We start from the raw sequence: 24,935 nt of genomic DNA, 5'->3' as shown, positions 1-24,935 counted from the left end.
TTTTTTTGCCTCTTTGTGTCGATCAATCGCGCACGGAAACCGTTCGGATGATATTCATCACCCGAACGGTTCCGTTGCGTACACTACAATCGATGCCGTCTAAAAAGAGGCACGCGGGCAGTCGCCGGTGCCTTTCCTTGGAGCAACAATTCCAATACCAAAGATGTCAGAAGACAGGCACGGCGGATCACGAGTGAACTCGAACAAAATGCGCGGCGATCAGAAGGAGTGGATGAAACTGGAGGACTCGGAGACATGACCAGCAGTCGTACGAAGGCGCCGCCTTCCGAGAATTTCGAGCCGTTGCCGTTCGCCGTGGTCGGCATGGGCGCGTCGGCGGGCGGCATTGAAGCGTTGCTCAATTTCTTCGAAAATGCGCCGTCCGAAATGGACATGGCGTTCGTGGTGATCGTACATCTGGCGGCGGATCACCTGAGCCGCGCCGACGAAGTCCTGCAGCGCGTGACGGACATGCCCGTCACGCAGGTGTCTAAGACAACGGCCATCGAGAAGAACCACATCTACATCAACGCGCCGGGCAAGCACCTGGAGATGGCGGAGGGCTATCTCCATGCGGTGGATCGCGCGGGCGCGAGCGGCTCGCCCGCGACGATCGACCACTTCTTCGCGACGCTCGCGACCGCGCACGGCACACGCTCGATCGGCATCGTGCTGTCGGGCTCCGGCTCGGATGGCGCCGCGGGCCTCTCGCGCATCAAGGAGATGGGCGGCATCACCGTTGCGCAGAAGCCCGAAGACGCGCATTTCGCCGAGATGCCGCAGCACGCCATCACCACGCGCCAGGTCGACTTCATCCTGCCCGCGGCGGAGATGCCGGAAAAGCTGCTCGATCTCTGGACCAACGCGAAGAAGATCCATCTGCCGATCTCCGAAAGCGGCGAGTCGGCGGAGAAGGAGGTCTCGCCCACGGCGGGCGGCGCGGAGCGCGCGCTCGGCGACATCCTCATGCAACTGCGCGTGCGCACCGGGCACGACTTCCGTCACTACAAGCGCGCGACCATTCTGCGGCGCATCGAGCGGCGGATGCAGGTCAACGGGCTGCGCGACATCGGCGCGTATCGCGATTTCCTGCGCGCGAATCCGGACGAAACCACATCCCTGCTTGCCGACATGCTGATCGGCGTGACGCAGTTCTTCCGCGACCGCGACGCGTTCGAGGCGCTGCGGCGCGATGTCGTGCCGCAATTGCTCGATGCGACCAAGGGCGAGTCGCAGATCCGCGTATGGGTGCCCGGCTGCTCGACGGGCGAGGAAGCGTATTCGCTCGCCATCATGCTCGCGCAGGCGCGCGAGACCGCCGGATTCGAGGCGACCTATCAGCTCTTCGCCACCGATATCGACGAGCCCGCCATCGCGCAGGCGCGCGCGGGCTCCTATCTCGGCTCGATCGCGAGCGATATTCCCCCCGATCTCCTGCGCCGCTATTTCAAGCAGGAAGGCGGGCGCTATCAGATCGTGAAGTCGGTGCGCGAGCGCATCCTGTTCGCCGCGCACAGCCTGCTGCGCGATCCGCCGTTCTCGCATCTCGACCTGATCTCGTGCCGCAACGTGCTGATCTATCTCGATCGCGCCGTGCAGCGGCAGGTGCTCGAGCTCTTTCACTTCGCGTTGCGCGCGGGCGGCTATCTCTTTCTCGGCACGGCCGAATCCGCCGATACCGCCGACGATCTCTTCACCATCGTCGATAAGAAGAGCCGCATCTACCGCGCGCGCACGGTGTTGAACCGCGTGAAGCCGCCGGTCTCGTTTCCTTCGCTCGGACCCGTGAGCGTCGCGCCGCGCGAGGACCTCACGGTCGCGGTCGTGCCGGTGATGACCACGAGCCCGGAGACGCCGGAGCGCCGCAGCTTTTCCTTCGCGGCGCTGCATCAGCGCGTGCTGGAGGAATATGCGCCGCCGAGCGTCGTCGTGGATCGCGATTCGAACATCGTGCATCTCTCGACGACCGCCGGACGCTTCCTGCGCCACGGCGGCGGCGAACTGTCATCGAACATCATGGCGCTCGTGCTGCCGGAACTGCGGCTCGATCTGCGCACGACGCTCTTTCGCGCGCATCAGACGGGCGGCAGCGTCGAGGCGCGGCGCGTCAAGCTCACACAGGACGGCCGTGGCGTATGGGTCAACATGACGGTGCGCCCGTTCCACGATACCGGCGTGAACGCCGACTTCTTCCTCGTGTTGTTCGATGAAGTGCAGGAGCACATGGCCGACGAAGGACTGCCCGAGGAGCGAGGCCAGGACCCGTTGCTCATGCAGCTCGAACGCGAGCTGCAACACACGCGCGAGCAGCTCGCGACGACCATCGAGCAGCACGAGACCACGGTCGAGGAGCTGAAGGCGTCCAATGAGGAGCTGCAGGCCATCAACGAAGAGCTGCGCTCCGCGACCGAGGAGCTCGAAAGCAGCAAGGAAGAACTGCAATCGGTGAACGAGGAGCTCACCACGGTCAACGCCGAATTGCAGGCGCGTGTCGAGGACACGGCGAAGGCGAACGACGACCTGCAGAACATCATCGCGTCGACGGAAATCGCCACGGTGTTCGTCGACAAGCAGATCCGCGTCAAGCGCTTCACGAACAGCGCGACGCGCGTCTTCAAGCTGATCGATGTCGATATCGGCCGCTCGCTCTTCGACATCACGCATTCGCTGCGCTATTCCTCCCTGGCGGATGACGTGAAGCAGGCGTTCGAGACCCTGAAGCTCATCGAGCGCGAAGTGGAAAGCTCGGACGGCAAGTGGTATCTGATGCGTCTCTTGCCGTATCGCACCGCCGATGACCGCATCGACGGCGCGGTGCTCACGCTCATCGACATCACGGCGCGGCACATGGCCGAGGAACTGGCGCGCATCGGCGAGCAGCGTCTGCGGCTCGTCGCGCAATCGACCAACGACTACGCGATCATCGTGCAGGACCCGAGCGGAGTGATCGTCACGTGGAACGCGGGCGCGGAGCGTATCTTCGGCTTTAACGAGAAGGAGGTGGTCGGCAAGAACATCGCGCTGATCTTCAGCCCGGAGGACCGCGAAGCGCACGTGCCCGCGCGCGAGCGCGAGATCGCCGCGCGCGAGGGCCGCGCCGACGACGAACGCTGGCACGTCACGCGCGACGAACGCCGCGTGTATTGCAGCGGCGTCGTGACGCCAATCTCCGATCCGTCGTTCACCGGTTTCGCGAAGATCGCGCGTGACCTGACCGAGCGCAAGCAGCGCGAGGACGCGAACCGCGAGGCGCTCGCGCACGAGCACGCGGAGCGCGAGAAGGCGTCGCTGTCGAACCAGTTGAAGGACGACTTCATCGCGATGCTGTCGCACGAGCTCAAGCATCCGCTGAATCTCATCGGCATGAAGGCGGAAATCCTGCCGCGTCTGCCGGAGACGCGCGGGATCGAAGTGGTGCAGGAAACCGCGGATTCGATCCGCCGGGCCGTGCGCGGCCAGGCGCAGATCATCGACGATCTGCTCGATCTCTCGCGCGTGCGCACCGGCAAGCTCTCGTTGAGCATTGCGCCGGTGGATGTCGTCGCCGTGCTCGCGCGCATCGCCGACGCCAGCGAAAGCGAAGCCGCGCAACGCGAAATCGGGCTGCGCGCGAGCAATCTCGACCAGCCGATCTACGCATTCGCCGACGCGGTGCGCTGCGAACAGATCATCTGGAACCTCGTCTCCAATGCGCTGAAGTTCACGGAACGCGGCGGCTCGGTCGATCTGCGGATCGCGCGCGACGGCGGCATGGTGCGTATCGATGTCGTCGATACGGGGCAGGGCATCGAGGCGTCGGCGCTGCCGCATATCTTCGACATGTACCGGCAAGGCGGGCGCAATCCGACGTCCGGCGGTCTCGGCATCGGGCTCGCGCTCGCGAAGCAGCTCGTCGAGATGCACGGCGGGCGCATCCAGGCGCACTCAGATGGACTCGGCCGCGGCACGACCGTGTCGGTCTGGCTGCCGGCGGCGGCCACGCAAAAAGCCATGCCGGCGCGAAGCGAGGGACGCGCGCGGCCTGTCGCGGGGGCGCGCGTGCTGCTCGTCGACAACGACTCCGAGGCGACCGCTTCGTTCGCCGCGCTGCTCGAGCTGGAGCGGGCGTCCGTGCAGGTCGCATCGAGCGCGGAGCAGGCGCTCGAACTGCTCGCCAAGGGTCCGGTGGATGCGCTCATCACTGACATCCAGCTGCCCGGCATCGACGGTTACGAGCTCATCAGGAGCGTGCGCGCGGATGCCGCGCTCAACGGCCTGAAAGCGATGGCGGTGACGGCATTCGGCCGGGAAGAGGACAAGCGCGCGGCGCGTCATGCGGGCTTCGACGCGCACCTGAGCAAGCCGGTCGACTTTCCGGAGCTGCTTCATACACTCGACATGCTGCTCGACCCGGAGCGGCACAAGGAGGGCGGCGAAGCCTAGCGCCCGGCACCCGGCCCGACGATTGCTGCCCTGACAAGACCAGGGAGGCACTATGCGCGAACGGGACATCGTAGTGATAGGAGCGTCGAGGGGCGGGTTTCAGGGGCTGAAGGTGCTCGTCAGCCAGCTCCCGGGGGACCTGCCCGCGGCCATTTTCATCGTGCTGCATATCGGACGTCACGCGAGCGTGCTGCCCGATCTGCTCACGGCCTGGGGCCCGCTGACCGCGCGCTACGCGACGCACGGCGAGAAGGTCGAGCGCGGCGCCATCCGAGTCGCGCCGCCGGACCGGCATCTCGTGTTGTCGGAAGGGCGCGTGTGGCTCAACGAGGGCGCGAAGGAAAATTTCGCGCGCCCCGCCGCCGATCCGCTCTTTCGCAGCGCGGCGATGGAATACGGTCCACGCGTGGTGGGCGTGGTGATGAGCGGCGATCTCGACGACGGCGCGGCGGGCCTTGCCAATATCCGCGCGCAGCGGGGTTTCGCCATCGTGCAGAATCCGGACGATTGCGAAGCGACGAGCATGCCCCGTGCGGCGCTCGATTCCTGCGGCGCAGACCTGTTGTGCATGGAACAGGAACTCGCGCGCTGCATTCAGGCTGCGGTGCGAGGCAAATCGTCGGACGAGGCTTCCGAGGGAACGCATATGAACAAGCGAGTGTTCGAGCAAGAGGCGCGCATCGCCGCGAACGGCCTTTCCGATCCCGAGACGCTCGATGAAGTCGGCGAGCGCTCGGCGCTCACCTGTCCCGATTGCGGCGGCTCGCTGTGGCGCATCCGGGACGATCACCCGTTGCGCTATCGCTGTCATACCGGGCACGCGTTCACGGGGCTGTCGCTGGAAGAGGGCATCGAATCGCGCTCGGAGGCGGCGGTATGGTCGGCGATCCGCGCGGTGCACGAACGCGTGATCTTCGCGAAGGAGCGGCAGCGCTGGGCCGAGCGTTCGGGCAATCGGGAACAGATCGATATCGAGCAGGCGCGCATCGACGAAGCGGAGCAGCTCGCCGAGCTGCTGCGCGAGACGATGCGGGCGAAGTCGCTCGCGGAAGAGAAGGGCTGAGCGGTGGCGCGGATGGATCTCATCACGGAAACCCTCACGCTCGCGAAAGCCGAGCGCGATATTGATGCGGCGAAAGTGCGTATCGATCGGCAGAAGGAGATCGTCGGCATGCTCGCTCCCTCGGGGCCTCACTACGAAACCGCCGTCCTGCTGTTGCAGACCTTTCAGGAAGCGCTCGGGGCCCTGGAGGCGCATCGCAAGTTCATTGTGGAGCGGGTCGAGCAACTGAGGAACGACGCCTGAGCGCAACGCGACGCGGCTGCCGTGCGCCTGAACCGCGATACGCGGGAGCCGCAATGCGCTCGCGCATGCGCGCCGTGACAAGCGGATTCACACAGGGCGAGCGGGCCGCGCGCACCTTGGGGCGCGCGTGCTTCATCAGCGAGGCGCGCACGTCGTGTGCAAACTGTTGCAACGCGTCCGCCGAGCCGCTGACGCTCGTGTACGCTTCCTGTCCGATCCTGCCGTCGAGCAGAATCGTCATCCCGGATTTGCGGGCCATTTTCAATACGTCGGTTTGCATGATGTCGTGGGCTTTCGTCGCCCTCTCCAACCGTTGACTCCGCGCGGATCTGCGCGGAGCGCTTCATGCTTTACCTACAGCATTCGCTATGCCTCGCGGCCCGTCGCCATGTGCTGGCCTTTCGTCCAGAACGTGCCGAAGTCGAACGCGAGTTGCCCCTTCCTTATGAGATCGTCCGGCGAGCCGGGATCTTCCGCGACGAACACGCCCGCCACGCCGATGCCGCCCGTCGCGCGCACCGACTGCACGAGATTGTTCATCGTCAGGTTCGGCACTTCGTGGCCCTGACAGGTGCACTGATAGCCGACGCATTCGCAGCCGCGATCCGCGCCTTCGCCGCCCGTCCGTTCGAGCACGTGCTCGAGGGCATTGCCGTCGCTGTCTTGAATGACGCTTAGGATTGCAATGAAAAAAAGATGTGGCCTCAGCGGTCCGTGCCGTGAACTTCGCTCACGACCATCTTGCGAAGCTGATTGAGCACGCGGAGACTGCTGACGAGATTTCTCAGCAGGTTTTCCGAGTCTTCGGTGTCTCGGCCGCTGTACTTCAGCGATTCGAGGCGCCTTCTCTGCTCGGCGATTCGCTTACCGCAGTCAACGATATGCCTGTCCAGCCTTTCGAGCTCGTCTAAAGCTTTCGTGCGTGCCTGGGAATCGGTGGCCATCGTTCGGCTCGGGGTATCGGGCGCGCGAAAATGCATGCCGATAACACATGGTACAACGCGAGTTGATTTCCTACACCGAAGACGCGTGCGGCTAGGCTGATGATCGGAATGAAAAAGACCTAACGGTATGTAAAGCGTGCGGCAGGCCGTCGCGCGCATCACGTCGAGAAGCGCGGATGCAATGTCGTCCGATGTCGCGCTCGCATCGCCCGCATAATGCGCATCGAGAAAGCCCAGATGGACCGGACGCACGCTAAGCACATCGAACGCGGCGGCATCTTCGGCGTGGCGCGCTGGCATTGCTTCGTGCGCGTTCGCGAAGCCGCACCGCGCGTCCCAATCTGTGACGAGCACGTCAGTCGGCGCGCCCGCGAAAACCGTGCAGACGACGGCGTCCCGCGATGCGGCGAGCGCAGCGCCGCAACTGAAGACGGTATCGAGCAGGATCGCGTGCTTGTTCAGTTCACGGGCAGCGCAATGCCGTGCCGCAGCGTAACGCGATCCTCAGGGCCCCATCACGCGCCCCGCGTCGGGCGCAACAAATTACGTTTCCAACGATCCCCTTACGGCGGGTTGCCATTACGAATATCGATTTTCATCAGTCGAATAGACGGGCGAAGATCGATAACTCTATTCGCCAGAAAGACCATGAAGCTTGAATAACCGTGCGCAGAAGTTATGATGTACTAACGTATTCGTGGCCATGCACTGCGAACTGAACGACCATATCTTCTACCCGCTTTGGTCCTTCTCATGGGCGCCGCGTCAGAACGCGGCGCTGTCGTTGATTGGCGTATTCGGCAAGCGTTGCACGGCGGCCATCGCGTACTACGCGCATCGGCTCATTGGGCGCTTCCTTCATTTCCTGCATCGAAAGCCCGCTTTCTTCGCGACAGCGTGCGTTGCATTAGTCGAGCATTTCTCTTTCGGCAATGAACCGAGCGTCTGGTATCGAATTCAATCTTCGGGTGGGCCATGACCGAAATCATTTCAATGTATGCCCTTGCGCAAAACTGCACGCTTCTCCGTTTCATATCGGCGAAATGGGCTTCGAGGTTGCCGGCGCTCGCGGCTGCCGTCGTGCTCGCGGCGTGCGGCGCCGGTGGTGGCGACGCCGGCACGGGCACGACAGGCGATTCGCAGACGAGCTCTGCAAGTCCATCGGGCGCGGGGACTTCATCCGGCACCACGGCGTCGCCGGGCGGCGGCGCTTCAGCGCCTCAGGCCGCGTCGAGCCCGGCGCCCGCCAGCGGAACGATTACCACGGGCGCCGAGATGCCGGTGATCGCGCCTTCGGGCAGTTTCTTTTACGGCATGAACGGTCATGTCAATTGGGTCGGCCCATATACGATCTCGAGCCCGCAACAGCAGCTCGCGCAATTGAAGGATCTCAACGTCAAGCTCTATCGCAACGATGTGGGCAGCGTGGCGGATGCGGTAAAGCTCAAGCAAATCGCGCAAATGATGGCCCAGTCCGGTGTGACGGTTTATCCGGTGATCCTGCAGCAACTCAACTTCGCCGACGAGAACTCGGCCTATCAGGCGAGCTTCACGCTGGCCCAACAGATCGTCAACGTGCAGCGCTATGCCTGGTACGAAGTGACCAACGAACTCGCTGCGCAATGTCTCGTAGGCTGGGTGGACGGCGTGCGCAGCACCGACTTCAGGAACGACTGCTTCCAACTCGCGCGCGGCGCCATTCGCGGGCTGATCGCGGGCATCAAGTCGGTCGATCCTCAGGGCAAGATCATCATCGGCGGCAATACGTGGATGCATTACGGCTTCGATGTGATGCTCGCGAACGGCACGCAGCCGGACGGCACGAACGGTCATCCGGTCGTCACGTGGGACATCACCGCGTGGCACTGGTACTCGGAGCAGGGCGATATCCGCAACGCGTGCGGGGGAACGGGCTGCTACAACGTGATCGGCACGCTTCAGGCCTTCGGCAAGCCGATCTGGATCAACGAAGTGGGCATGCGCCCGTACTTCCCCGGCACGCCGGATCAGGCCGCGACATACATGGCGACCAACATGATGGGCGCGCTGCTCGCCATCGCGCCGCAGTACAACATCCAGTCGCTTCAGGTCTATGAACTCTACGACGATCCGCCCACCGGACAAGGTCCTTACGGCATCATGCTGAGCGACGGTCAGACGAAGAAGCCGGTCTACACGGCGGTCAGGAACTTCGTCGCGACGAATCCGCGCTAAGGCTGTTCGCCGATGAAACCAGGCAGGCCCGCGGCCGCATCGCCGCGGGCGAGATCGAGCGCGCGTTCGACCAATGCGTCGAATTGGGCGTCGTCGTCCGGTCGCGGCAGATTCGCGCGAAAGAAGTCCGCCCAGCGGAAATCGGCGAGCGGGACATCGGTTTTTTCATAGCCGCCGGCGTTGCGCACGAAGGCCGCGAGGCTGCGGAATTCGTCGTTCACCGCGTCCCACATGTGCACGGGCATATCCTTGAACGCGACACGACGGCCGTCCGCGTCATAGGGATACACCCACGCGCTGTTTTCAAGCGTGAGCCAGAACCCGGCTCGCGATAGCGAAGACAAGTCCCTGAGCAACACGTACGGCGCTTCCTTCACATGGATGCGCGCCAACGCGCATGCCACATGATGATGGTCGATCACGTACGGCTCGCCGCCCGGCCCGAGCACGACAGCGATCGGCTTCTCCGCGATGGCCATCTCCAGATCGTGCGCGCTCAATGCGCGATAGGCCGCGACCTTCTGCTGAATCTGGCGCTCGCCGTGTGTCATTTGCGTCGGGTGCAGTCTGTCGATGCGCAGCGTGTTCATGACCCGTCCCTCACAAAAGCCCCGACGTGCGTGCATCGAACGTCAGGCAAACCGCGTTCCCGGTCTGGAACCGCGCTTGCTTCCGGCAAGAAACAAGGGCGCGACGATGGACATCAAATCAGGGCAATACGGCCACGCGGCACGCAGACGCGCAATGAACCCGCTTCGCTGGATCAACGGGCTTGCGGTGCTGCGGGCGTACAAGGCGCCGTGGCTCGCGCACGATTTCATCGCAGGGCTGTCGGTCAGCGCGGTGCTGGTTCCGGCCGGCATGGCCTATGCGGAAGCGGCGGGACTTCCGGCGGTGAACGGCTTGTACGCCGCCTTCGCCGCGATGCTTGCCTATGCGGTCTTCGGACCGAGCCGCTTTCTCATCGTCGGGCCGGATTCTGCGCTCGTCGCGCTCTTCGCGCTCATCGCGGTGAGTGTCATGCCGCTGAGTCAGGGCGACCCGCATCGCGCAATCGTCGCGGCGGGCGCGCTCGCGGTGCTGGCGGGCGGCATCTGTCTCGTGGTCGGGTTCTTGAAGCTCGGCTTCGTCACCGAGTTGTTGTCGCTGCCCCTGCGCTACGGCTTTCTCAACGGCATTGTCCTCACGATCATCGTCGGGCAGATGCCCAAGCTGCTCGGCTTCAAGGGCAAGGGCGAGTCGTTTATCGCGCAGGTGCATGATCTGATCGGTGGCCTCGCCGCGTCGAAAGTGAACATGACGGCGCTCGCCATCGGCATTGGTGCGCTCGTGTCGATCCTGCTCTTCGAGCGCATCTGGCCGAAGATGCCGGGCGTGCTGATCGCGGTCGGCTTCGCGACGGCGCTCGTGAAGGTGATGGACCTCGGCGAGCGCGCGGGCGTCTCGACGGTGGGCAAGGTGCCGCGCGGGCTGCCCGCATTCGAATGGCCGCTGATTCCGCTCGACCAGTGGTGGCAGCTCGCACGATGCGGCACGCAAATGAAGCGGGCGCAGCCATTGCTGAAAACGCACAGGACTTCGGCTTGACAAGGAGTGTGCGATGAAAGCGGTAGTGTTTCATGGGGTAGGCGATATCTCGCTCGATAACGTGCCGGACCCTTCCATCCAGCACGATCAGGATGCAATCGTGCGCCTGACGGCGAGCGCGATCTGCGGCACGGATCTGCACATGGTGCGCGGCACGCTGCCCGGCATGGTACCGGGGACGATCCTGGGTCATGAAGGCGTCGGCGTGATCGAGCAGGTGGGCCGTGGCGTGCGCAACCTGAAGGCAGGCGATCGCGTGCTGATTCCTTCGACGATTTCCTGCGGCTGCTGTTCTTATTGCCGCAAGGGCTACACGGCGCAATGCGATTCGGCGAATCCGAACGGCGCGGCGGCGGGCACCGCATTTTTCGGCGGGCCGCAATCTACCGGGCCGGTCAACGGGCTGCAGGCCGAATACGCGCGCACGCCGCTCGCGAATGCGAGCCTCATCAAATTGCCCGAGAATGTCGATGATGAACGCGCGATCCTGATGTCCGATATCTTCCCGACAGGCTTTTTTGGCGCGCAGCTCGCTGAAGTGCGCGAGGGCGACACGGTGGCCGTGTTCGGCGCGGGACCGGTCGGCCAGTTCGCGGTCGCGAGTGCGTTCATGCTCGGCGCGGGTCGCGTGATCGTCGTCGACCGTCTGGCCGATCGTCTCGGCATGGCGAGCGCGCAAGGCGCGGAGGCGGTGAACTTCGACGAGGAAGATCCCGTCGCGACGATCCTCGCGCTAACGGGCGGCATCGGTGTGGATCGCGTCATCGATGCCGTCGGCGTCGATGCCGTTCACGCGCAGGGTGGTCCCGCCGCGTCGCAGGACAGCGCGAAACAGGGTGAGCAGGAGAGCCGCGCGGTCACGTCGGAGCGCAACGAGCGCAACGGCAACTGGATTCCCGGCGACGCGCCCACGCAAGCGCTCGACTGGGGCATCGCCTCATTGGCGAAGGCGGGCACGCTGGGCGTGATCGGCGTGTATCCGCCGAATGACCGGTTCTTTCCACTCGGGGTGGCGATGAACAAGAATCTCACCGTCAAGATGGGCAACTGCAATCATCGCGCGGTCACGCCGGCTCTCATCGAGCGCGTGAGCAACGGATCGTTCGATCCGCTGCGCGTGCTTTCTAACCGCGAGCCGATGATGCACGTGATCGAGGCGTACAAGGCATTCGATCAGAGGCAGCCGGGATGGATCAAGGTCGCTCTGGACCCCGCCGCGTGAGGGCCGCGCGGCCTTACTTGCGCGCCGCCGCGGGCGTCGGCGCGTGCGCGCTCGCGGCGTGGGCGGCGATCGAATGGACACGCCTGAAGCGCACGCCCGCGCTGAGCGACGACAGCGCCCGCGCAGGCATCACGGTGCGCCATACGCAGGCCGGGCCGTACCGCATGTTCTCGCGCCATGCGGCATGCGCGGGCGGTCATGCGCAGCGCTTGCCTGTCGTGCTCGTGCATGGCCTCGTGATCTCGAGCCGCTATATGGAGCCACTCGCGCTCGCATTGCGCGGCGATTTCGACGTGCACGCCCCCGACCTTCCCGGCTTCGGCGAAAGCGCGATGCGCGGGTCCACGTTATCCGTGCCCGAGCTTGCCGATGCATTGCGCCTGTGGCTCGGTGCGCGCGGCATCGAGCGGGCGATGTTCATAGGCAATTCGTTCGGCTGTCAGATCCTTGCGGATTTCGCCGCGCGCTATCCCGAGTCGGTCGACCGGCTCGTGCTGCAAGGACCGACCGTCGATCGCAATGCACGCTCGCTGATTGCGCAGATGCATCGCGACTGGCGCAACGGACGGCTCGAACAGGCGCGCTCGTCGGCATCGATCGGGCGCATCGACTATGCGAAGGCGGGCATTTTGCGCGCCCTCGCGACAATGCGCGAGCTCATGCGCGATCGCATCGAGCGCAAGCTGTCGCGCATCGCGGCGCCGACGCTCGTCGTCGCGGGCTCGCGCGATCCGGTCGCGCCGCTCGCGTGGGCGGGCGAAGTGGCGGCGCGCGTGCCGAACGGCGCGCTGCTGACGATCGACGGCGGCACGCACACGCTCAACTATGTCTATCCGCATAGCTTCGCGCTGGCGATCCGGCCGTTTCTTCTCCAGAGTGGCGCATCGACATGACGAGACCCCCGCGCGGCATTGCCCGCTTCGATTCGGCCGCAGGCATGGCGCAGGCGCTCGCGGCGTGTCTGCATGGCGAGCGCTTCAGCAGTCCGAGCCAGTCGCCGTTGCTCGACAGCCTCATGCCGCCGATCAACCTGCTGCCGAAGCGCGCCCGCGAATGGGTGTACACGGTGGGCGGCATGTCGGAGGGCATCACGGCACGGCAGGCGCGGCGGCTCGATGTGGAAGGTGTCGGTGAATGGATCGCGGGACTCTACCCGCAGCGCGCGTACGATGCCGCGTTCATTGGCTCGTCGAACGGCGCGCTCATGCATGTGGCGGCAGCGCTCCGCGTGCCGTGGCTGCCGCAGACTTTTCTATGCCCGTTGCGCGCGCCTTTCAGCGATCCCGACGATGCGCACAAGGGCTTCGATGACGGCCTGCCCGTGACCGATGCACTGCTACGTGCCGATCCGCGCATTGCCGTGCATCACATGCAGGACCCGAATCAGGATCGGCTGATGCTCTCCGCGATGAGCTATTTCCGGCTCAAGCTGCGCGCATTGCCGCTTGCTTATCGCGAGTTCCTGCTGCGCAATCTCGCGCCGGACGCGACGATTCATATCAGCCGATGCACGCGCGACTGGCCTGTCACGCGAACCGGCGACCGGTCGTTCTATCAGTTCGGCGCATTAGGCGGCGCGACCGAGGACGAGTACTTCAACGGCGGCGCGCGTGTCGCGCGCTATCTCGCGCGTTATGGCGTGCGGCGCACGAAATGGGACCCGCCCCCGCCGACGGAACGCGCGCCCGAAGCCGAATGGGGCTATGACGTGGCGCTCACGGAATCGATCGTCGCGCTGGCGAAGGAGAAGAACTGGCGTGTCCTTGAATGGCGCTTCGAGGAGCCGGAAGCGTTCAGCTTCGCGACGGCGGACTTGTATCGCGAGTGGTATCGCGGCATGGGCATCGAGGCGAAGCGGCTCGTCGTCGATTCGTTTCTGTTGATGGACCCGTACACGACCTTGCGTCTGCGCGCGATTCCGTTCTGGCTCGTGTTCTGCACGGAGCCTTCTTCCGAGACGCTGCGCCGTTTTCTCGACGGCGCGTCCTTCGACGATATCGACATGATGTTGTTTTCGCATGGAACCGAAGGCGTCGGATTGACGAGCATCGCGCAATGGCGCTCGCTGCTTGGGAAGGCGAAGCGCGAAGGGCGTTTTCTCGGCGTCGATGCGCGGCGCTATCCGCGCGACTTCGCGACGTTCGTGCGCTTCGATCGCGCGCTCGCTGAACTGGGGCCGCAATATGCTGTGCCTGCACCGATGCCGCTCGCCTTCTTCGAGAATGCGCTGCGCAAGCATGGTCCTGCCTACGGCATCACCGCGCACGATCACAACGCGTGAAGCGAATGCTCCGCATCGTGGAAGAAGCACGCCGTGTTGATCAGCGCGACATGAGAAAGCACTTGCGGAAAATTTCCGCATTGACGCTTTCTATCCGTGTCGAACTCTTCCGCAATCAGGCCAACGTCGTTCCGTATCGACAACACACGCTCGAACAACGCGTGCGCTTCATGTTCGCGTCCCTGCATCTGCATCACCTGCGCGAGCCAGGAGCTTCACGCGAGGAACGCGCCCTCGGGACGAGCGCCGTGCTCGTCGATACAGCGGAACACGAGACAGTCGTACATGAGATGCCGCTCGATCGCGTCGACCGTTGCGGCGATACGCGGGTCGTCGGCGGGCGGAAAACCGCGCATCGGCGGCAGCAAGAGACGCGCTTTCACGTCCCACAACGCGCAGTCGAGCACGGAGATCGCGGTGGCCGCGAAGCGCGAGCGGCCGATGTTGCGCACGCGTCGTTGCATGCGCTGCCAGAGCGCATCGATGTTCCATGCGTCCTCGCCGATCAACGTCGGCGCGAGCGTCGCGTCGTCGAATCGCTTCGATGGGCGCCTCGCGTTTGGACAGCTGCATGGCGGCTCTTTCGCGTGTTACCTGTCCTTGTGACCCGGAAGCACCGCGCCGAGCACCTGCTTCGCCGTATCGACGATCATATGGCCCTGGCTCGGATCGCCCTTCATGAGCGTGGTCGCGAATGCCTTCGCCTGCTGCATCGTGATATGCGGCGGCAGCGGCGGCACGTTCGGATCGGCCTTCACCTCGATCACGACGGGACGATCCGCCGCGAGCGCTTCATCCCACACGGCGGCCATGCGCTCGGCATCGTCGACATAAAAGCCCTTTAGCCCGATCAGCTCCGCGAACTTGTGATAAGGCACGGACGGAATATCCTGCGATGCCTCGAACTTCGGATCGCCTTCCATCACGCGCTGCTCCCACGTGACCTGATTCAGATCCTCGTTGTTGAGCACCATGCAGATCCAGCGCGGATCGGACCATTGTTTCCAGTACTTCGCGACCGTGATGAGCTCGGCCATGTTGTTCATCTGCATCGCGCCATCGCCGACGAGCGCGATCACGGGCCGCCCGGGATGCGTGAACTTCGCGGCGATTGCATAGGGGACCGCCGCGCCCATCGATGCGAGGCCGCCCGAGAGCGAGCATATCATGCCGCGCCTGATCTTGAGATCGCGCGCATACCAGTTCGCGACCGACCCCGAATCGCTCGTGACGATCGCGTTCGCGGGCACGCGCGGCGACAGCTCCCACACAGTGCGCTGCGGATTCACGCCGCCTTTCGCGGGCTCGATCGCGCGCTTCTCGAGCTTCTTCCACCAGTCCGCGAGCCAGCCTTCGATGTCCGCGCGCCATGCACGGTCCGTCTTCGGTTGAAGCAGCGGCAGCAGCGCGCGCAAGGTCTCGGCGCTGTCGCCGACGAGATTCACTTCCATCGGATAGCGGATGGACAGCATGTCCGCCTTGATGTCGATCTGCACGCCGCGCGCCGCGCCTTCCTTCGGCAGGAACTCGGAGTAAGGAAAGCCCGAGCCGATCATGAAGAGCGTGTCGCATTCGTTCATGAGCTTGTAGCTCGGCTCGGTGCCGAGCAGCCCGATGGAGCCGGTGACGTAGGGCAGGTCATCGGGCAGCGCGGCCTTGCCGAGCAGCGCCTTCGCGACGCCCGCACCAAGCTTGTCGGCGACGGCGATGACTTCATCGGTCGCCTGCAACGCGCCCGCGCCGACGAGTATCGCGACCTTCTTGCCGGCGTTGAGGACATCGGCGGCGCGTTGCAGGTCATCCGCATAGGGCACGGTCTTCGGCGCGCGATAACCCACGCCGGAATGCAGCGTGCCATGCTTGCGGCCCGGCGGCTCGTATTCGAGGTCCTGCAGATCGTTGGGCAGCACGAGCGCCGTCACCTTGCGCTCCGATAGTGCGATGCGCACCGCGCGGTCCACGAGATGACGGATCTGCGCCGGCACGCACGCCTGCTGCACGAAGGCGCCCGCGACGTCCTTGAACATCGCCACGAGATCGACCTCCTGCTGATAGTGGCCGCCCAGTGCCGCGCGCGCCTGCTGGCCCACGATCGCGAGCACGGGCATATGGTCGAGGCGCGCGTCGTAGAGACCCGTGACGAGGTGCGCCGCGCCCGGCCCCGATGTCGCGATGCACACGCCCAGCTCTCCGGTGAACTTGGCATGCGCGGAGGCCATGAAAGCGGCCATCTCTTCGTGACGCGCCTGAATGAACTCGATTTTTCCGTTCGCGCGATTGAGCGCGCCGAACACGCCATTGATGCCATCGCCGGGATAGCCGTACATGCGGCGCACGCCCCAGGCATGCAGGCGGTCGATCAGGAAATCGCCGACAGTGGTTGCCATGATGAATGTCTCCGGATGACAAGATCGAAAGGAAGGGCCGCGATGGCATGCGCACGACGGGCGAAGGCGGCTCGGTGTCTATCCTTTGTGCGCAATGCACATGCCGGTCATCGGGCATGACGGGCGCGACACTTGCTCAACGAGATCTATGCAGGCGGAGGCATTGACCGAGGGTGCATGGCGCCGCATTGTCCGGCGTCCCACGATCCGCGCACCGGCGTTCCCGCGTGCCGGGAATTTCAATCGGATGCTTCTGGGAAGGATGGAAATGGCGCACATGCCTCTCACGCTCGATTGGCTTGATGTTTGCATCAGGCTTTCACTCGCGGTCCTTGCGGGCGTTCTCATCGGCCTGAACCGGGGCGAGTCGGGGAAGGTGGCCGGGCTGCGCACGACACTGCTTGTCTGTCTCGCGGCATGTCTCGCGATGCTGCAGGTCAATGTGCTGCTCGGGCAAGCGGGCAAGACATCCGACTCGTTCATTCAACTGGACCTGATGCGCCTGCCGCTCGGGATACTCTCGGGCGTGGGCTTCATCGGGGCGGGCGCGATCCTTCGCAAGGACGGTCTGGTGAAGGGCGTGACGACGGCCGCGACCTTGTGGTTCGTCACGGTCATCGGGTTATGTTTCGGCGGCGGTCAGCTTGCGCTCGGCATGGCGGGGCTCTTGCTGGGCATCATCGTGCTGTGGTTTCTCAAGGCGGTGGAGAGCCGCATACCTCGCGAGAATCACGCGGACCTTCGCATCACCTACGAAAAAGACGCGTTCTCGCGTGAGACGCTGGCCGAGTCCATGCAAGCATGCGGATGCCGGCTCACTGCCGTGGGCGGATCCGCCAAGGGATCGGATTGCATGGAAGAGCGCTTCGAAGTGCGCTGGCACGGCCCGCCCGATTCGCAACAGATGCCGCCCTTCAACGAGTCCGCGCTGGCCGCGGGGGCCATGGAGACCGAATGGTCCGTTGTGCGTTAAGCGCTGGATTTTTTTAACGACGCAGTCCGTACAACGTTCGTAAGGCTAGGACAATGGACACTGGACGCGCCTTCTTTTTGACATATAAATTAAGAGGATTTTCCCGCGAACGAACTCAGGTGTGGAGATGCTGATACGCTGTGTGGCTTGCAACAAGCTGATTTATTCGGACGATGCACTCGAAGACGACACGTGCCCCGCATGCGGCTCTACGAACACCGTGCATATCGCGATGGGTTTCATTTTTGATCAGGAGGCCGCCACGCCGGAGACACCGGCGAGGCTTCCGGAACGGCGCGAAGCGTCCGAACTGATACATAGAAAGCCTTGATTGACTGATTGCGGCAGGGTGAAACACACACCTACTTCTTTTCCGCAACCGATAGTGCGCTTGGTTCCCCTCTCAGAAAGCGCATATTTGGCCCGCCTCGATGGCGGGCTTTCTTTTGGTGTGTGCGTATGAAGGGGAGGACGTTACTGCGACAACACGACCTGCGCGATGATCCCCGAGGCAACGGCGACCAGCAGATAGTCGGCGCCGACGCCTACCCATTGATAACCGCGCGGCGGCTGGCGCAGGCCCTGGCCGTGCCAGTCATCAACCACGTATTGACGATTCCGGTAATCGGACGAGAGGCGTTCGCCCTTGCGCCACTCGGGATGACGCGGCTCGTTGTTCACATGCTCGGGCGGACGCGGCCCGTTGTGATCGTGATCGTTGCGATCGTTGCGATCGTTGTGACCGTTCATCTCGGGGCCGTGGCCGGGAGCGCCGGGATTGCCCGGTGCGCGATGCATGTCGTGATACGCATCCGGTCCGCCCGGGACAGGTTGAGCGAAGGCCGCTGCGGCCGTGAATCCCATGCTCGCGCAAAGAAGCGCGGCGACGATTCGATTCTTCTTCATGGTTTTTCCTCTCGATGGTTGCGAACGGATGCTTTCGATGCCGGGACTTTACGCAATGAGGAATAAAAATGGCGTGAGCATGTGTAAGCAACGCTTACCTTTGATTACGCGCACAACTCGAATGGCATAGCGAATGATGTTGAAAGAAAAAGCGTAAGGACAGGATTCGCCATGTCTGCGTCGAAGGATGGAAGCAGGCACTTGATCGAGGTCCGCAAGGGACACGCCGAGCCCGATGCGCGGCTCGAATCGCCGCGGCTCAGGGAACCGTCGGCACCATCATCACGCGAGCACTCCGCTTGGGCTTCGTCCCTCACACGCCGAACGGAAATGTTTCCGGCGTCTCGCGCGTGTCCTGAGATGCCGTTATCGCGCTGACCGCGCGCGTCATATCGAACCATACGAAGGCATCGAATTGCGCGGGTAGCTCCGCCTGCGCGTAATGGCTGTAAAGCTCGGTCTCGGGCCGATAGATCACGCCGATGAAGCGTTCGAGCCGCTCTTCACGCAACGCACAGCGAAGCCCGTCGCCGATGCCTGCACGAAGATCGGCGAGACACGGACTCACGCCGGCCAGATGAAACTGATGCTCATAACTATCCGCGCGCGATGGCCGCACCTTCATGATCTGCATCGGCTCATCCCAGTCAGATGCCGCCGCGACCGTGCCCGTATGCGTGCCGAAGCCGATCAACGCGGCCTCGTCGCCGAAGCGTTCGCGGCATAGCTGGCCCACGTTGAGCTCGTCGCGCATGCGGCCCATTTCCGTCGCCGATGCATCGCCGAGATGCGAGTTATGCGCCCACACGATCGCGCGCGCATCCGGGCCGGATGCATCGAGCAGGCTTTCGAGCGTGTCGAACATATGCGTATCGCGCAGATTCCAGCTTTCGGCCGAGCCGCTGTACATCGCGCGATAGTATTGCTCCGCCGCGGCGATCAAGCGCGCGTTATGCGTCGCGTCGAGCAGGCGCGGATCGCTCGCGGGCGAAGCGAGGCGCTTCTCCAGCAGATCGCGCAGTTGCGCGACGACGGCCTGCTCGCATTTGCCGAAGCCCGCCTGCCACGCGGCGCGGCCATACACGGCGGGGTTCTTCTGCCACGGCGTGAGGCATCCATAGCGTTCGCGCCCGATGCGCGCCGCTTCGGGATCGTGCGCGTCGAGATACGCGAGCACTGCGGCGATGGACTCTGAGAGGCTGTACAGATCGAGCCCATAGAACGCGGCGCGGCGTTCATCGGGCAGCGCGGCATTGTGCTGACGCAGCCATGCGATGAACGCGGCGAACTCCGCATTGCGCCACATCCATGTCGGAAAGCGTTTGAACGGACGTGCTTCGGGCCGTGAGCGTGGACGTGCGCGCACATGTTCGTCGATGATGGCGGCATCGGGCCAGTCGGCCTCGACCGCGACGAAGCGAAAGCCGTGCTGCTCGATGAGACGCCGCGAGATCGCCGCACGCGCCTCGTAGAACTCGGCCGTGCCGTGGCTCGCTTCGCCGAGCAGCACGACGCGCTTGTCGGCGAAGCGATCGAACGCCTGTGCGAAATCGGGCGCATCGGGCGCGGGCAATCGCACGGCCGATGCGCGGATCAGCTCGGGCAACGAGCGCGGGACCGGCTTGGCAGCCCCGGGCCGATCCGCCTCTATCGCAGGCTCTTCGCTCCAGCCTGCCGCGCCGATCAACGGCACGAACATCACGCCGCCGAGATCTTCCTCGCGAAACTCGTGCTCGCCCGTGCGCGTGAACTTCATCAGATGCTGAGACTCGCGCGCATCCCCCACCGGCATGATGAGCCGCCCGCCGATCTTCAGTTGAGCACGCCATGCAGCGGGCACATCGGGGCCGCCGGCTGCGGCGATGATCGCATCGAAGGGCGCATGCTCCGGCAGTCCCAGCGTCCCATCGGCGTGATGCACGATGACGTTGGTGAGGCCGAGCCTGCCGAGCAACGCGGCGGCATCGTCGGCGAGTTCGCGATGACGCTCGACCGAATCGACACGCGCCGCGATGCATGCCGCAATCGCCGCCGCATAGCCTGAACCCGTGCCGATATCGAGCACGTGATCATCCGGTTGGAGGCCGGCGGCTTCGAGCATCAGCGCGACGATGTAAGGCTGCGAAATGGTCTGGTTCGCGGCGATCGGCAACGGGCTGTCTTCATACGCGAACTCGGCGAGCGCGGGCGCGACGAAGGCCTCGCGCGCAATCGCGCCCATGCATTCGAGCACACGAGCGTTCGCGATGCCGCGGCCCTTCAGTTGCCGCTCGACCATTCGTTCGCGGGCTTGTGCAAAGTCATTCATGTTCGATTTCCAAAGGCCGGACGCTTCATCGAGCAGCAAGCGACGGACCCAATTCGACGGCGCACATGCCGACGCGGTATGCGCCTTGCTAGGCGTTCGGCACGGCCTATCAGGAGACGCAAACGTCGGATGACATCGACTTCGAACGATGCTCGCGGGCATCACGCCCCGAGCCCCACGCGCGACGACACGCAGCCGGCCAGCGATCGTGAGCCAGCGGCGGCGCCTGAGAAAGCGCTGTCCGGTCTCATGCTGGGCGCGCTCGGTGTCGTGTTCGGCGATATCGGCACGAGCCCGATCTACGCGCTCAGGCAAGGCGTGAGCGAGGCGGGCGCAGTCGATGCGGCCATCGTGATGGGCATTCTGTCGATGATCGTGTGGGCGGTCGTCATCGTCGTGATGGGCAAGTACGTGTGCTACGTGATGCGCGCGGACAACGAAGGCGAGGGCGGTATCGTCGCGCTGACGGCGCTCGCGCGCTCGGGATACGAGCAGCAAGGGCGGCGCGTGCCGCATCTCCTGTTGATGGCCGGGCTCTTCGGCGCGGCGATGTTCTACGGCGATTCGATGATCACGCCCGCGGTGTCCGTGTTGTCCGCCGTCGAAGGACTGAGTCAGGTGAGCGCGAAGTTCGAGCCGTTCATCGTGCCGATCGCGGTGGCGATCCTCATCGCGCTCTTTCTGTTTCAGCGGCGCGGCACGGCTGTCGTCGGCAGGTCGTTCGGGCCGGTGATGTTGCTGTGGTTCGTCTATCTCGCCGCTGTCGGCATCTACAGAATCGCGCAGCATCCCGATGTGCTGCACGCGCTTTCCCCGGCTTATGCAGGGTCGCTCGTGCTCGCGCACACGGGGCTCGCGTTCACCATTCTCGGCGCCGTGATTCTCGCGTTGACGGGGGCCGAAGCGCTCTATGCGGACATCGGCCACTTCGGGCGGCGCGCGATCCGGCTCGCGTGGCTCGTCGCGGTGTTTCCGTCGATCATCGTCGGCTATTTCGGGCAGGCCGCGACGATACTTCATCAGCCGGGCGCGGCGAAGCAGCCGTTCTTCTTCGCCGCGCCATCGTGGGCGCTGATCCCGACCGTGCTGATCGCGTTGCTCGCGACCGTGATCGCATCTCAGGCCGTGATTTCAGGGGCTTTTTCGATGACGAGCCAGGCCATCGAGCTCGGCTTTCTGCCGCGTCTGCGCGTGATCGAAACGTCGGCGTCGCAGCGCGGGCAGGTGTATGTGCCCGCCGTGAACATGGTGCTGTTCGCCGCCGTGATGTTTCTGGTGCTCGCGTTTCGCAGCTCGGACCGGCTGACCTCGGCGTACGGCATCGCGGTTGGTCTGACGATGCTGATCACGACCGTGCAGATGGTGAGCGTCACGCGCAACATCTGGCGCTGGCCGTGGTTCGCGGTCGTGGCGCTCAGCGTGCCCCTCATCGCGATCGATGCGCTGCTGGTCGCGGCGAACGTCCACAAGATTCCGCAGGGCGGCTGGTTCCCGGTGGCGATCGGCGTCGTGCTGTTCGTGCTGATGGCGACATGGCATCGCGGGCTCGAACTCGCCGAACTGCACGCATCGCGCGCCGAGCCGCTCGCCGGTTTCCTGCGCGATGTGCTGCGAAGCGCCGAGCCGCCCGCGCGCGTGCCGGGCACGGCGGTTTATCCGGGCGGCACGCCGGGCGCGACGCCTTCCGCCCTCGCGAGCAACGTGCGCCATAACCGCGTGCTTCACCATACCACCGTGATCTTCGCGAACCGCTCGGAATCGGCGCCGCGCGTGGACGAGCACATGCGCATCGACGTGCGCGATCTGGGCGCTGGCTGCTATGAGGTGATTTCGCGTCATGGCTTCGTCGAGCGGCCGAATCTGCCGCGCCTGCTCGCGTCGCTCGACGGCCAGCTCGGCGACTGGCGCTTCGACCCGAAGCACACGACTTTCTTTCTGCCCCGCGACGAGGCAGCGCCCGGCTGCTCGCACGGACAGATGCCGCGCTGGCGCGAGCGTCTCTTCGGCGAGATGTCGTTTCATTCTGCGTCGAGCGCGGAATATTACGGACTTCGAAGCGAAGATGTCGTCGAGCTCGGCGTGCAGGTCGTGCTTTAACCCATTCCTATGCAAATACACAACGTCAAGGCGACCCGTCCGCTGCTCGCCGTGAGCTTCTTCGCAGCGGACGTTCAGGCGGGCGTCGGTCCGTTTCTCGGCATCTATCTTCAGTCGCACGGCTGGACGCCGGATCGCATCGGCACCGTGCTGACCATCGGCGGGATCGTCGGCATGCTCGTCACGACGCCCGCGGGCGCGCTCGTCGATGCGACACCGCACCGGCGCGCCGTCGTCGCGATCGCGAGCGCGTTGAGCATCGTCGCGGCGATCATCATCTGGCTATGGCAAGGCTTGTGGCCGGTCACGCTTTCGCAGATCGCCACGGCAACGGCAGGCGCGACGATGGGCCCGGCGCTCGCGGGTCTCACGCTCGGCATTGTCGGGCGGCAGAACTTCGACCGGCAGTACGGACGCAATCAGGTCGCGAATCACGCGGGCAATATCGCGGCGGCCTTGCTGTCGGGCTGGCTCGGCGCGTGGCTCGGCATTCCCTATATCTTCGCGTTGAGCGCGGCGTTCGGCGCGGGCTGCATACTCGCGGCGCTGTGGATTCCGCCGCGCTCGGTGCATCGGCATTTCGCGCGCGGCATCGCGAAGGAAGATAACGACGATCCCTCCGACATCCACGCCGACGCCATGCGGGTGCTCCTGCGCAGCCGTCCCCTCCTCGTGCTTGCCGGCGCGCTCGCCGCGTTCAATCTCGGCAATTCGGCGATGCTGCCGCTCTATAGTCTCGCGGTGGCGTCGACGCACACCGCCGATCCCAGTCATGTGACGGCGGCCAATATCGTCATCTCGCAGGTGATCATGCTGATCGTGGCCGCGTACGCGAGCCGCGCGATCCGCCGATGGGGCTTCTGGTGGATCATCTTCATCACGCTTGCAACATTGCCGCTGCGCGCGGTGACGGCCGCATGGATCGCGCCGTCATGGGGCATCGTGCCGGTGCAGATCTTCGACGGCATCGGCGCGGGCTTGCAGAGCGTCGCGGTGCCGGCGCTCGTCGTGCATCTGCTGCACGGAAGCGGACGCGTGAATCTCGGGCAGGGCGCCGTGCAGGGCGTGCAGGCGGCGGGCGCGTGCTTCAGTCCGATGCTGGGCGGATGGCTCGCGCATCTCTATGGTTATCCGGTCGCATTCATGGCGCTCGGGAGCCTGTCGATCGTGTCGCTGGCGATATGGGTCGGTTATGGACGGCAGGTTCGGCGTGCGTGCGACTCGCGGCGCGACGAACTCGGCAAGCTCGCGGACGTGGATTCATCGGCGCTGTTGCCGTGACCGCGCGCGCGGCACACGGAATGCGGGCTCGTCACCGTACGACCGAGACCGGAGATGAGGATGAATCTTTCGCACTGCCCTTTCGATGCACGCCGACGCATGCATATTCCGACGCCCGACGTGGACCCGGAACCGTCTGTGCCGCCGGACGGCGATCCCGCTCCCGTGCCGCCCGATGGCACGCCGCGCCCCATCGGCGATCCGCCGAGCCGGACGCCGCCGGAGCACGTGCAATGAGCCGCCGGGCGCTCATTGCGCGGCGTTTCCGGCGGGAAGCGCATCCGCCTTCGCGTTCGCGTGCGTCTTCGCGCCTCCCATCGCCGCTTCGAAGCTGTCGAGCGGCCGGTCGCGCATTTCCGTGAAGCCGTCCGCGTCGATGGTGTAGGACCAGGTGCACTGTCCGGTCGGATCGCTATCGACGGTGATTTCGACGTGGTGCCCGTTGCGGACGTAGGTCTCGGTAGACATGATGGATTCTCTCGTTGATGAAAGGCGCCGTGCTCAGGACATGCCCGCGCCGCGCAACCGCTTGAGCGCAAGAATCGCGGCGGCGGGCACATGCACCGTGCCGAAGCCGAGCACGAACACGAGCCAGCGGGGAATCGGCAGGTCGAGCGTGTAGGCGCCCATCGCGCCGAACGCGAGCGCCACGACGATCAGCACGACATGCGCCGTGCGGCGTTTCGCCGATCCGCTCGTGAAGCTCGGGATCTCATAGTGCGTATAGCAGACGATCACGCCCATCAGCGCGGCCGCGACGAAGGCCTGCCATGGAATCACGGTTGGGTGGATTCGGGCGGCACGCGGTTCTTTTCCTGCGTCGACGGCAGTTCGTTTTCCGATGCCTCGTGCGTGCGCTTTTCGCGCTCGTCGAGTTGACGCTGCTTCGTGTCCTGCGGCGACGCCGGCTGGGCATCGCCGCGGCCCACGGGTTCGTCCACGGGTTCGTCCATGTCGTCGGCGGTGGCGTGCGGCACGGGCTTGTCTGGCTGCATGGTGGCCTCCGG

Annotated in this window: 22 protein-coding genes and 1 pseudogene; 12 read left to right on the top strand and 11 right to left on the bottom strand. The window is 64.6% G+C overall.

Annotated elements, in window-relative coordinates; translation table 11 throughout:
• Positions 1 to 255: 255 nt before the first annotated feature.
• From AC1Z32_RS34890 to AC1Z32_RS34880, 3 genes are read left to right on the top strand one after another with little or no spacing between them, the layout of a single operon-like run.
• A complete protein-coding gene (locus AC1Z32_RS34890) occupies positions 256 to 4,422 on the top strand; it encodes a CheR family methyltransferase (protein WP_483483428.1) in 4,167 nt (1,388 codons plus the stop codon).
• 52 nt (positions 4,423 to 4,474) lie between these two features.
• Positions 4,475 to 5,485, top strand: a complete 1,011-nt coding sequence (locus AC1Z32_RS34885) for a chemotaxis protein CheB (protein WP_483483427.1) — start codon at positions 4,475 to 4,477, stop codon at positions 5,483 to 5,485.
• Between the two features lie 12 nt (positions 5,486 to 5,497).
• Positions 5,498 to 5,728, top strand: coding sequence for a hypothetical protein (locus AC1Z32_RS34880; RefSeq protein WP_483483426.1), 231 nt, complete (start codon positions 5,498 to 5,500; stop codon positions 5,726 to 5,728).
• 366 nt (positions 5,729 to 6,094) lie between these two features.
• Here AC1Z32_RS34880 and AC1Z32_RS34875 read toward each other — a convergent pair whose 3' ends face one another.
• Together AC1Z32_RS34875 and AC1Z32_RS34870 are read right to left on the bottom strand one after the other, a co-directional pair.
• The gene (locus AC1Z32_RS34875) at positions 6,095 to 6,364 is read right to left on the bottom strand and encodes a hypothetical protein (RefSeq protein ID WP_483483425.1); all 270 of its coding nucleotides are present in this window, start codon (positions 6,362 to 6,364) and stop codon (positions 6,095 to 6,097) included.
• Between the two features lie 68 nt (positions 6,365 to 6,432).
• Positions 6,433 to 6,972, bottom strand: a complete 540-nt coding sequence (locus AC1Z32_RS34870; RefSeq protein WP_483483424.1) for a hypothetical protein — start codon at positions 6,970 to 6,972, stop codon at positions 6,433 to 6,435.
• A gap of 675 nt (positions 6,973 to 7,647) precedes the next feature.
• Between AC1Z32_RS34870 and AC1Z32_RS34865 the strand changes: the two genes are divergently transcribed.
• The gene (locus tag AC1Z32_RS34865) at positions 7,648 to 8,886 is read left to right on the top strand and encodes a hypothetical protein (protein WP_483483423.1); all 1,239 of its coding nucleotides are present in this window, start codon (positions 7,648 to 7,650) and stop codon (positions 8,884 to 8,886) included.
• Here AC1Z32_RS34865 and AC1Z32_RS34860 read toward each other — a convergent pair.
• Positions 8,883 to 9,476 carry a ParB-like protein gene (locus tag AC1Z32_RS34860; RefSeq protein WP_483483422.1) on the bottom strand — a complete coding sequence of 198 codons (594 nt, stop codon included), beginning with the start codon at positions 9,474 to 9,476 and terminating at the stop codon, positions 8,883 to 8,885. The two genes, AC1Z32_RS34865 and AC1Z32_RS34860, sit on opposite strands and share 4 nt — an antisense overlap.
• 154 nt (positions 9,477 to 9,630) lie before the next feature.
• Here AC1Z32_RS34860 and AC1Z32_RS34855 point away from each other — a divergent pair, with 154 nt between their 5' ends.
• From AC1Z32_RS34855 to AC1Z32_RS34840, 4 genes are read left to right on the top strand one after another with little or no spacing between them, the layout of a single operon-like run.
• A complete protein-coding gene (locus tag AC1Z32_RS34855; protein WP_483483421.1) occupies positions 9,631 to 10,473 on the top strand; it encodes a SulP family inorganic anion transporter in 843 nt (280 codons plus the stop codon).
• 13 nt (positions 10,474 to 10,486) lie between these two features.
• Positions 10,487 to 11,695 (top strand): zinc-dependent alcohol dehydrogenase, encoded by a 1,209-nt coding sequence (locus AC1Z32_RS34850; protein ID WP_483483420.1) that lies wholly within the window; start codon positions 10,487 to 10,489, stop codon positions 11,693 to 11,695.
• Positions 11,692 to 12,588 (top strand): alpha/beta fold hydrolase, encoded by an 897-nt coding sequence (locus AC1Z32_RS34845; RefSeq protein WP_483483419.1) that lies wholly within the window; start codon positions 11,692 to 11,694, stop codon positions 12,586 to 12,588. Before AC1Z32_RS34850 ends, AC1Z32_RS34845 begins: the two co-directional genes overlap by 4 nt.
• A complete protein-coding gene (locus tag AC1Z32_RS34840; RefSeq protein ID WP_483483418.1) occupies positions 12,585 to 13,976 on the top strand; it encodes a hypothetical protein in 1,392 nt (463 codons plus the stop codon). The genes AC1Z32_RS34845 and AC1Z32_RS34840 overlap by 4 nt, the downstream gene beginning before the upstream one ends.
• Here AC1Z32_RS34840 and AC1Z32_RS34835 read toward each other — a convergent pair.
• The 3 genes and pseudogenes from AC1Z32_RS34835 to AC1Z32_RS34825 form a co-directional block, all read right to left on the bottom strand.
• Entirely contained in the window at positions 13,964 to 14,164 is a 201-nt protein-coding gene (locus tag AC1Z32_RS34835) for a glycoside hydrolase family 15 protein (RefSeq protein WP_483483417.1), read from the bottom strand. The two genes, AC1Z32_RS34840 and AC1Z32_RS34835, sit on opposite strands and share 13 nt — an antisense overlap.
• Positions 14,165 to 14,329: 165 nt before the next feature.
• Positions 14,330 to 14,512 (bottom strand): annotated as a pseudogene (locus AC1Z32_RS34830) (enolase C-terminal domain-like protein); the annotation flags it as partial.
• A 54-nt stretch (positions 14,513 to 14,566) separates the two neighbouring features.
• Positions 14,567 to 16,363 carry a thiamine pyrophosphate-requiring protein gene (locus AC1Z32_RS34825; RefSeq protein WP_483483416.1) on the bottom strand — a complete coding sequence of 599 codons (1,797 nt, stop codon included), beginning with the start codon at positions 16,361 to 16,363 and terminating at the stop codon, positions 14,567 to 14,569.
• A gap of 277 nt (positions 16,364 to 16,640) precedes the next feature.
• On the opposite strand from AC1Z32_RS34825, the gene AC1Z32_RS34820 reads away from it, so the two are divergent.
• Entirely contained in the window at positions 16,641 to 17,336 is a 696-nt protein-coding gene (locus AC1Z32_RS34820) for an MgtC/SapB family protein (protein WP_483483415.1), read from the top strand.
• 474 nt (positions 17,337 to 17,810) lie between these two features.
• On the opposite strand, the gene AC1Z32_RS34815 is transcribed toward AC1Z32_RS34820, so the two are convergent.
• Positions 17,811 to 18,242, bottom strand: coding sequence for an RcnB family protein (locus AC1Z32_RS34815; RefSeq protein ID WP_483483414.1), 432 nt, complete (start codon positions 18,240 to 18,242; stop codon positions 17,811 to 17,813).
• 313 nt (positions 18,243 to 18,555) lie between these two features.
• Positions 18,556 to 20,550, bottom strand: coding sequence for a protein-L-isoaspartate(D-aspartate) O-methyltransferase (locus tag AC1Z32_RS34810; protein WP_483483413.1), 1,995 nt, complete (start codon positions 20,548 to 20,550; stop codon positions 18,556 to 18,558).
• Between the two features lie 129 nt (positions 20,551 to 20,679).
• On the opposite strand from AC1Z32_RS34810, the gene AC1Z32_RS34805 reads away from it, so the two are divergent.
• From AC1Z32_RS34805 to AC1Z32_RS34795, 3 genes are read left to right on the top strand one after another with little or no spacing between them, the layout of a single operon-like run.
• A complete protein-coding gene (locus tag AC1Z32_RS34805) occupies positions 20,680 to 22,647 on the top strand; it encodes a potassium transporter Kup (RefSeq protein WP_483483412.1) in 1,968 nt (655 codons plus the stop codon).
• 9 nt (positions 22,648 to 22,656) lie between these two features.
• Positions 22,657 to 23,928, top strand: coding sequence for an MFS transporter (locus tag AC1Z32_RS34800; protein ID WP_483483411.1), 1,272 nt, complete (start codon positions 22,657 to 22,659; stop codon positions 23,926 to 23,928).
• Between the two features lie 60 nt (positions 23,929 to 23,988).
• A complete protein-coding gene (locus AC1Z32_RS34795; RefSeq protein WP_483483410.1) occupies positions 23,989 to 24,165 on the top strand; it encodes a hypothetical protein in 177 nt (58 codons plus the stop codon).
• 12 nt (positions 24,166 to 24,177) lie between these two features.
• Here the strand turns inward: AC1Z32_RS34795 and AC1Z32_RS34790 are convergent, their stop codons facing one another.
• The 3 genes from AC1Z32_RS34790 to AC1Z32_RS34780 are packed head-to-tail and all read right to left on the bottom strand — an operon-like array spanning position 24,178 to position 24,923.
• Positions 24,178 to 24,396 (bottom strand): hypothetical protein, encoded by a 219-nt coding sequence (locus AC1Z32_RS34790; protein ID WP_483483409.1) that lies wholly within the window; start codon positions 24,394 to 24,396, stop codon positions 24,178 to 24,180.
• Positions 24,397 to 24,429: 33 nt separating this feature from the next.
• The gene (locus tag AC1Z32_RS34785; protein WP_483483408.1) at positions 24,430 to 24,708 is read right to left on the bottom strand and encodes a hypothetical protein; all 279 of its coding nucleotides are present in this window, start codon (positions 24,706 to 24,708) and stop codon (positions 24,430 to 24,432) included.
• A complete protein-coding gene (locus AC1Z32_RS34780) occupies positions 24,705 to 24,923 on the bottom strand; it encodes a hypothetical protein (RefSeq protein ID WP_483483407.1) in 219 nt (72 codons plus the stop codon). The genes AC1Z32_RS34785 and AC1Z32_RS34780 overlap by 4 nt, the downstream gene beginning before the upstream one ends.
• Between the last annotated feature and the right edge of the window lie 12 nt (positions 24,924 to 24,935).

The organism is Caballeronia sp. 11_S32 (assembly GCF_056930355.1).
The sequence above is the reverse complement of the archived record's forward strand: the minus strand, read 5'-3'. Positions and strand labels throughout refer to the sequence as shown.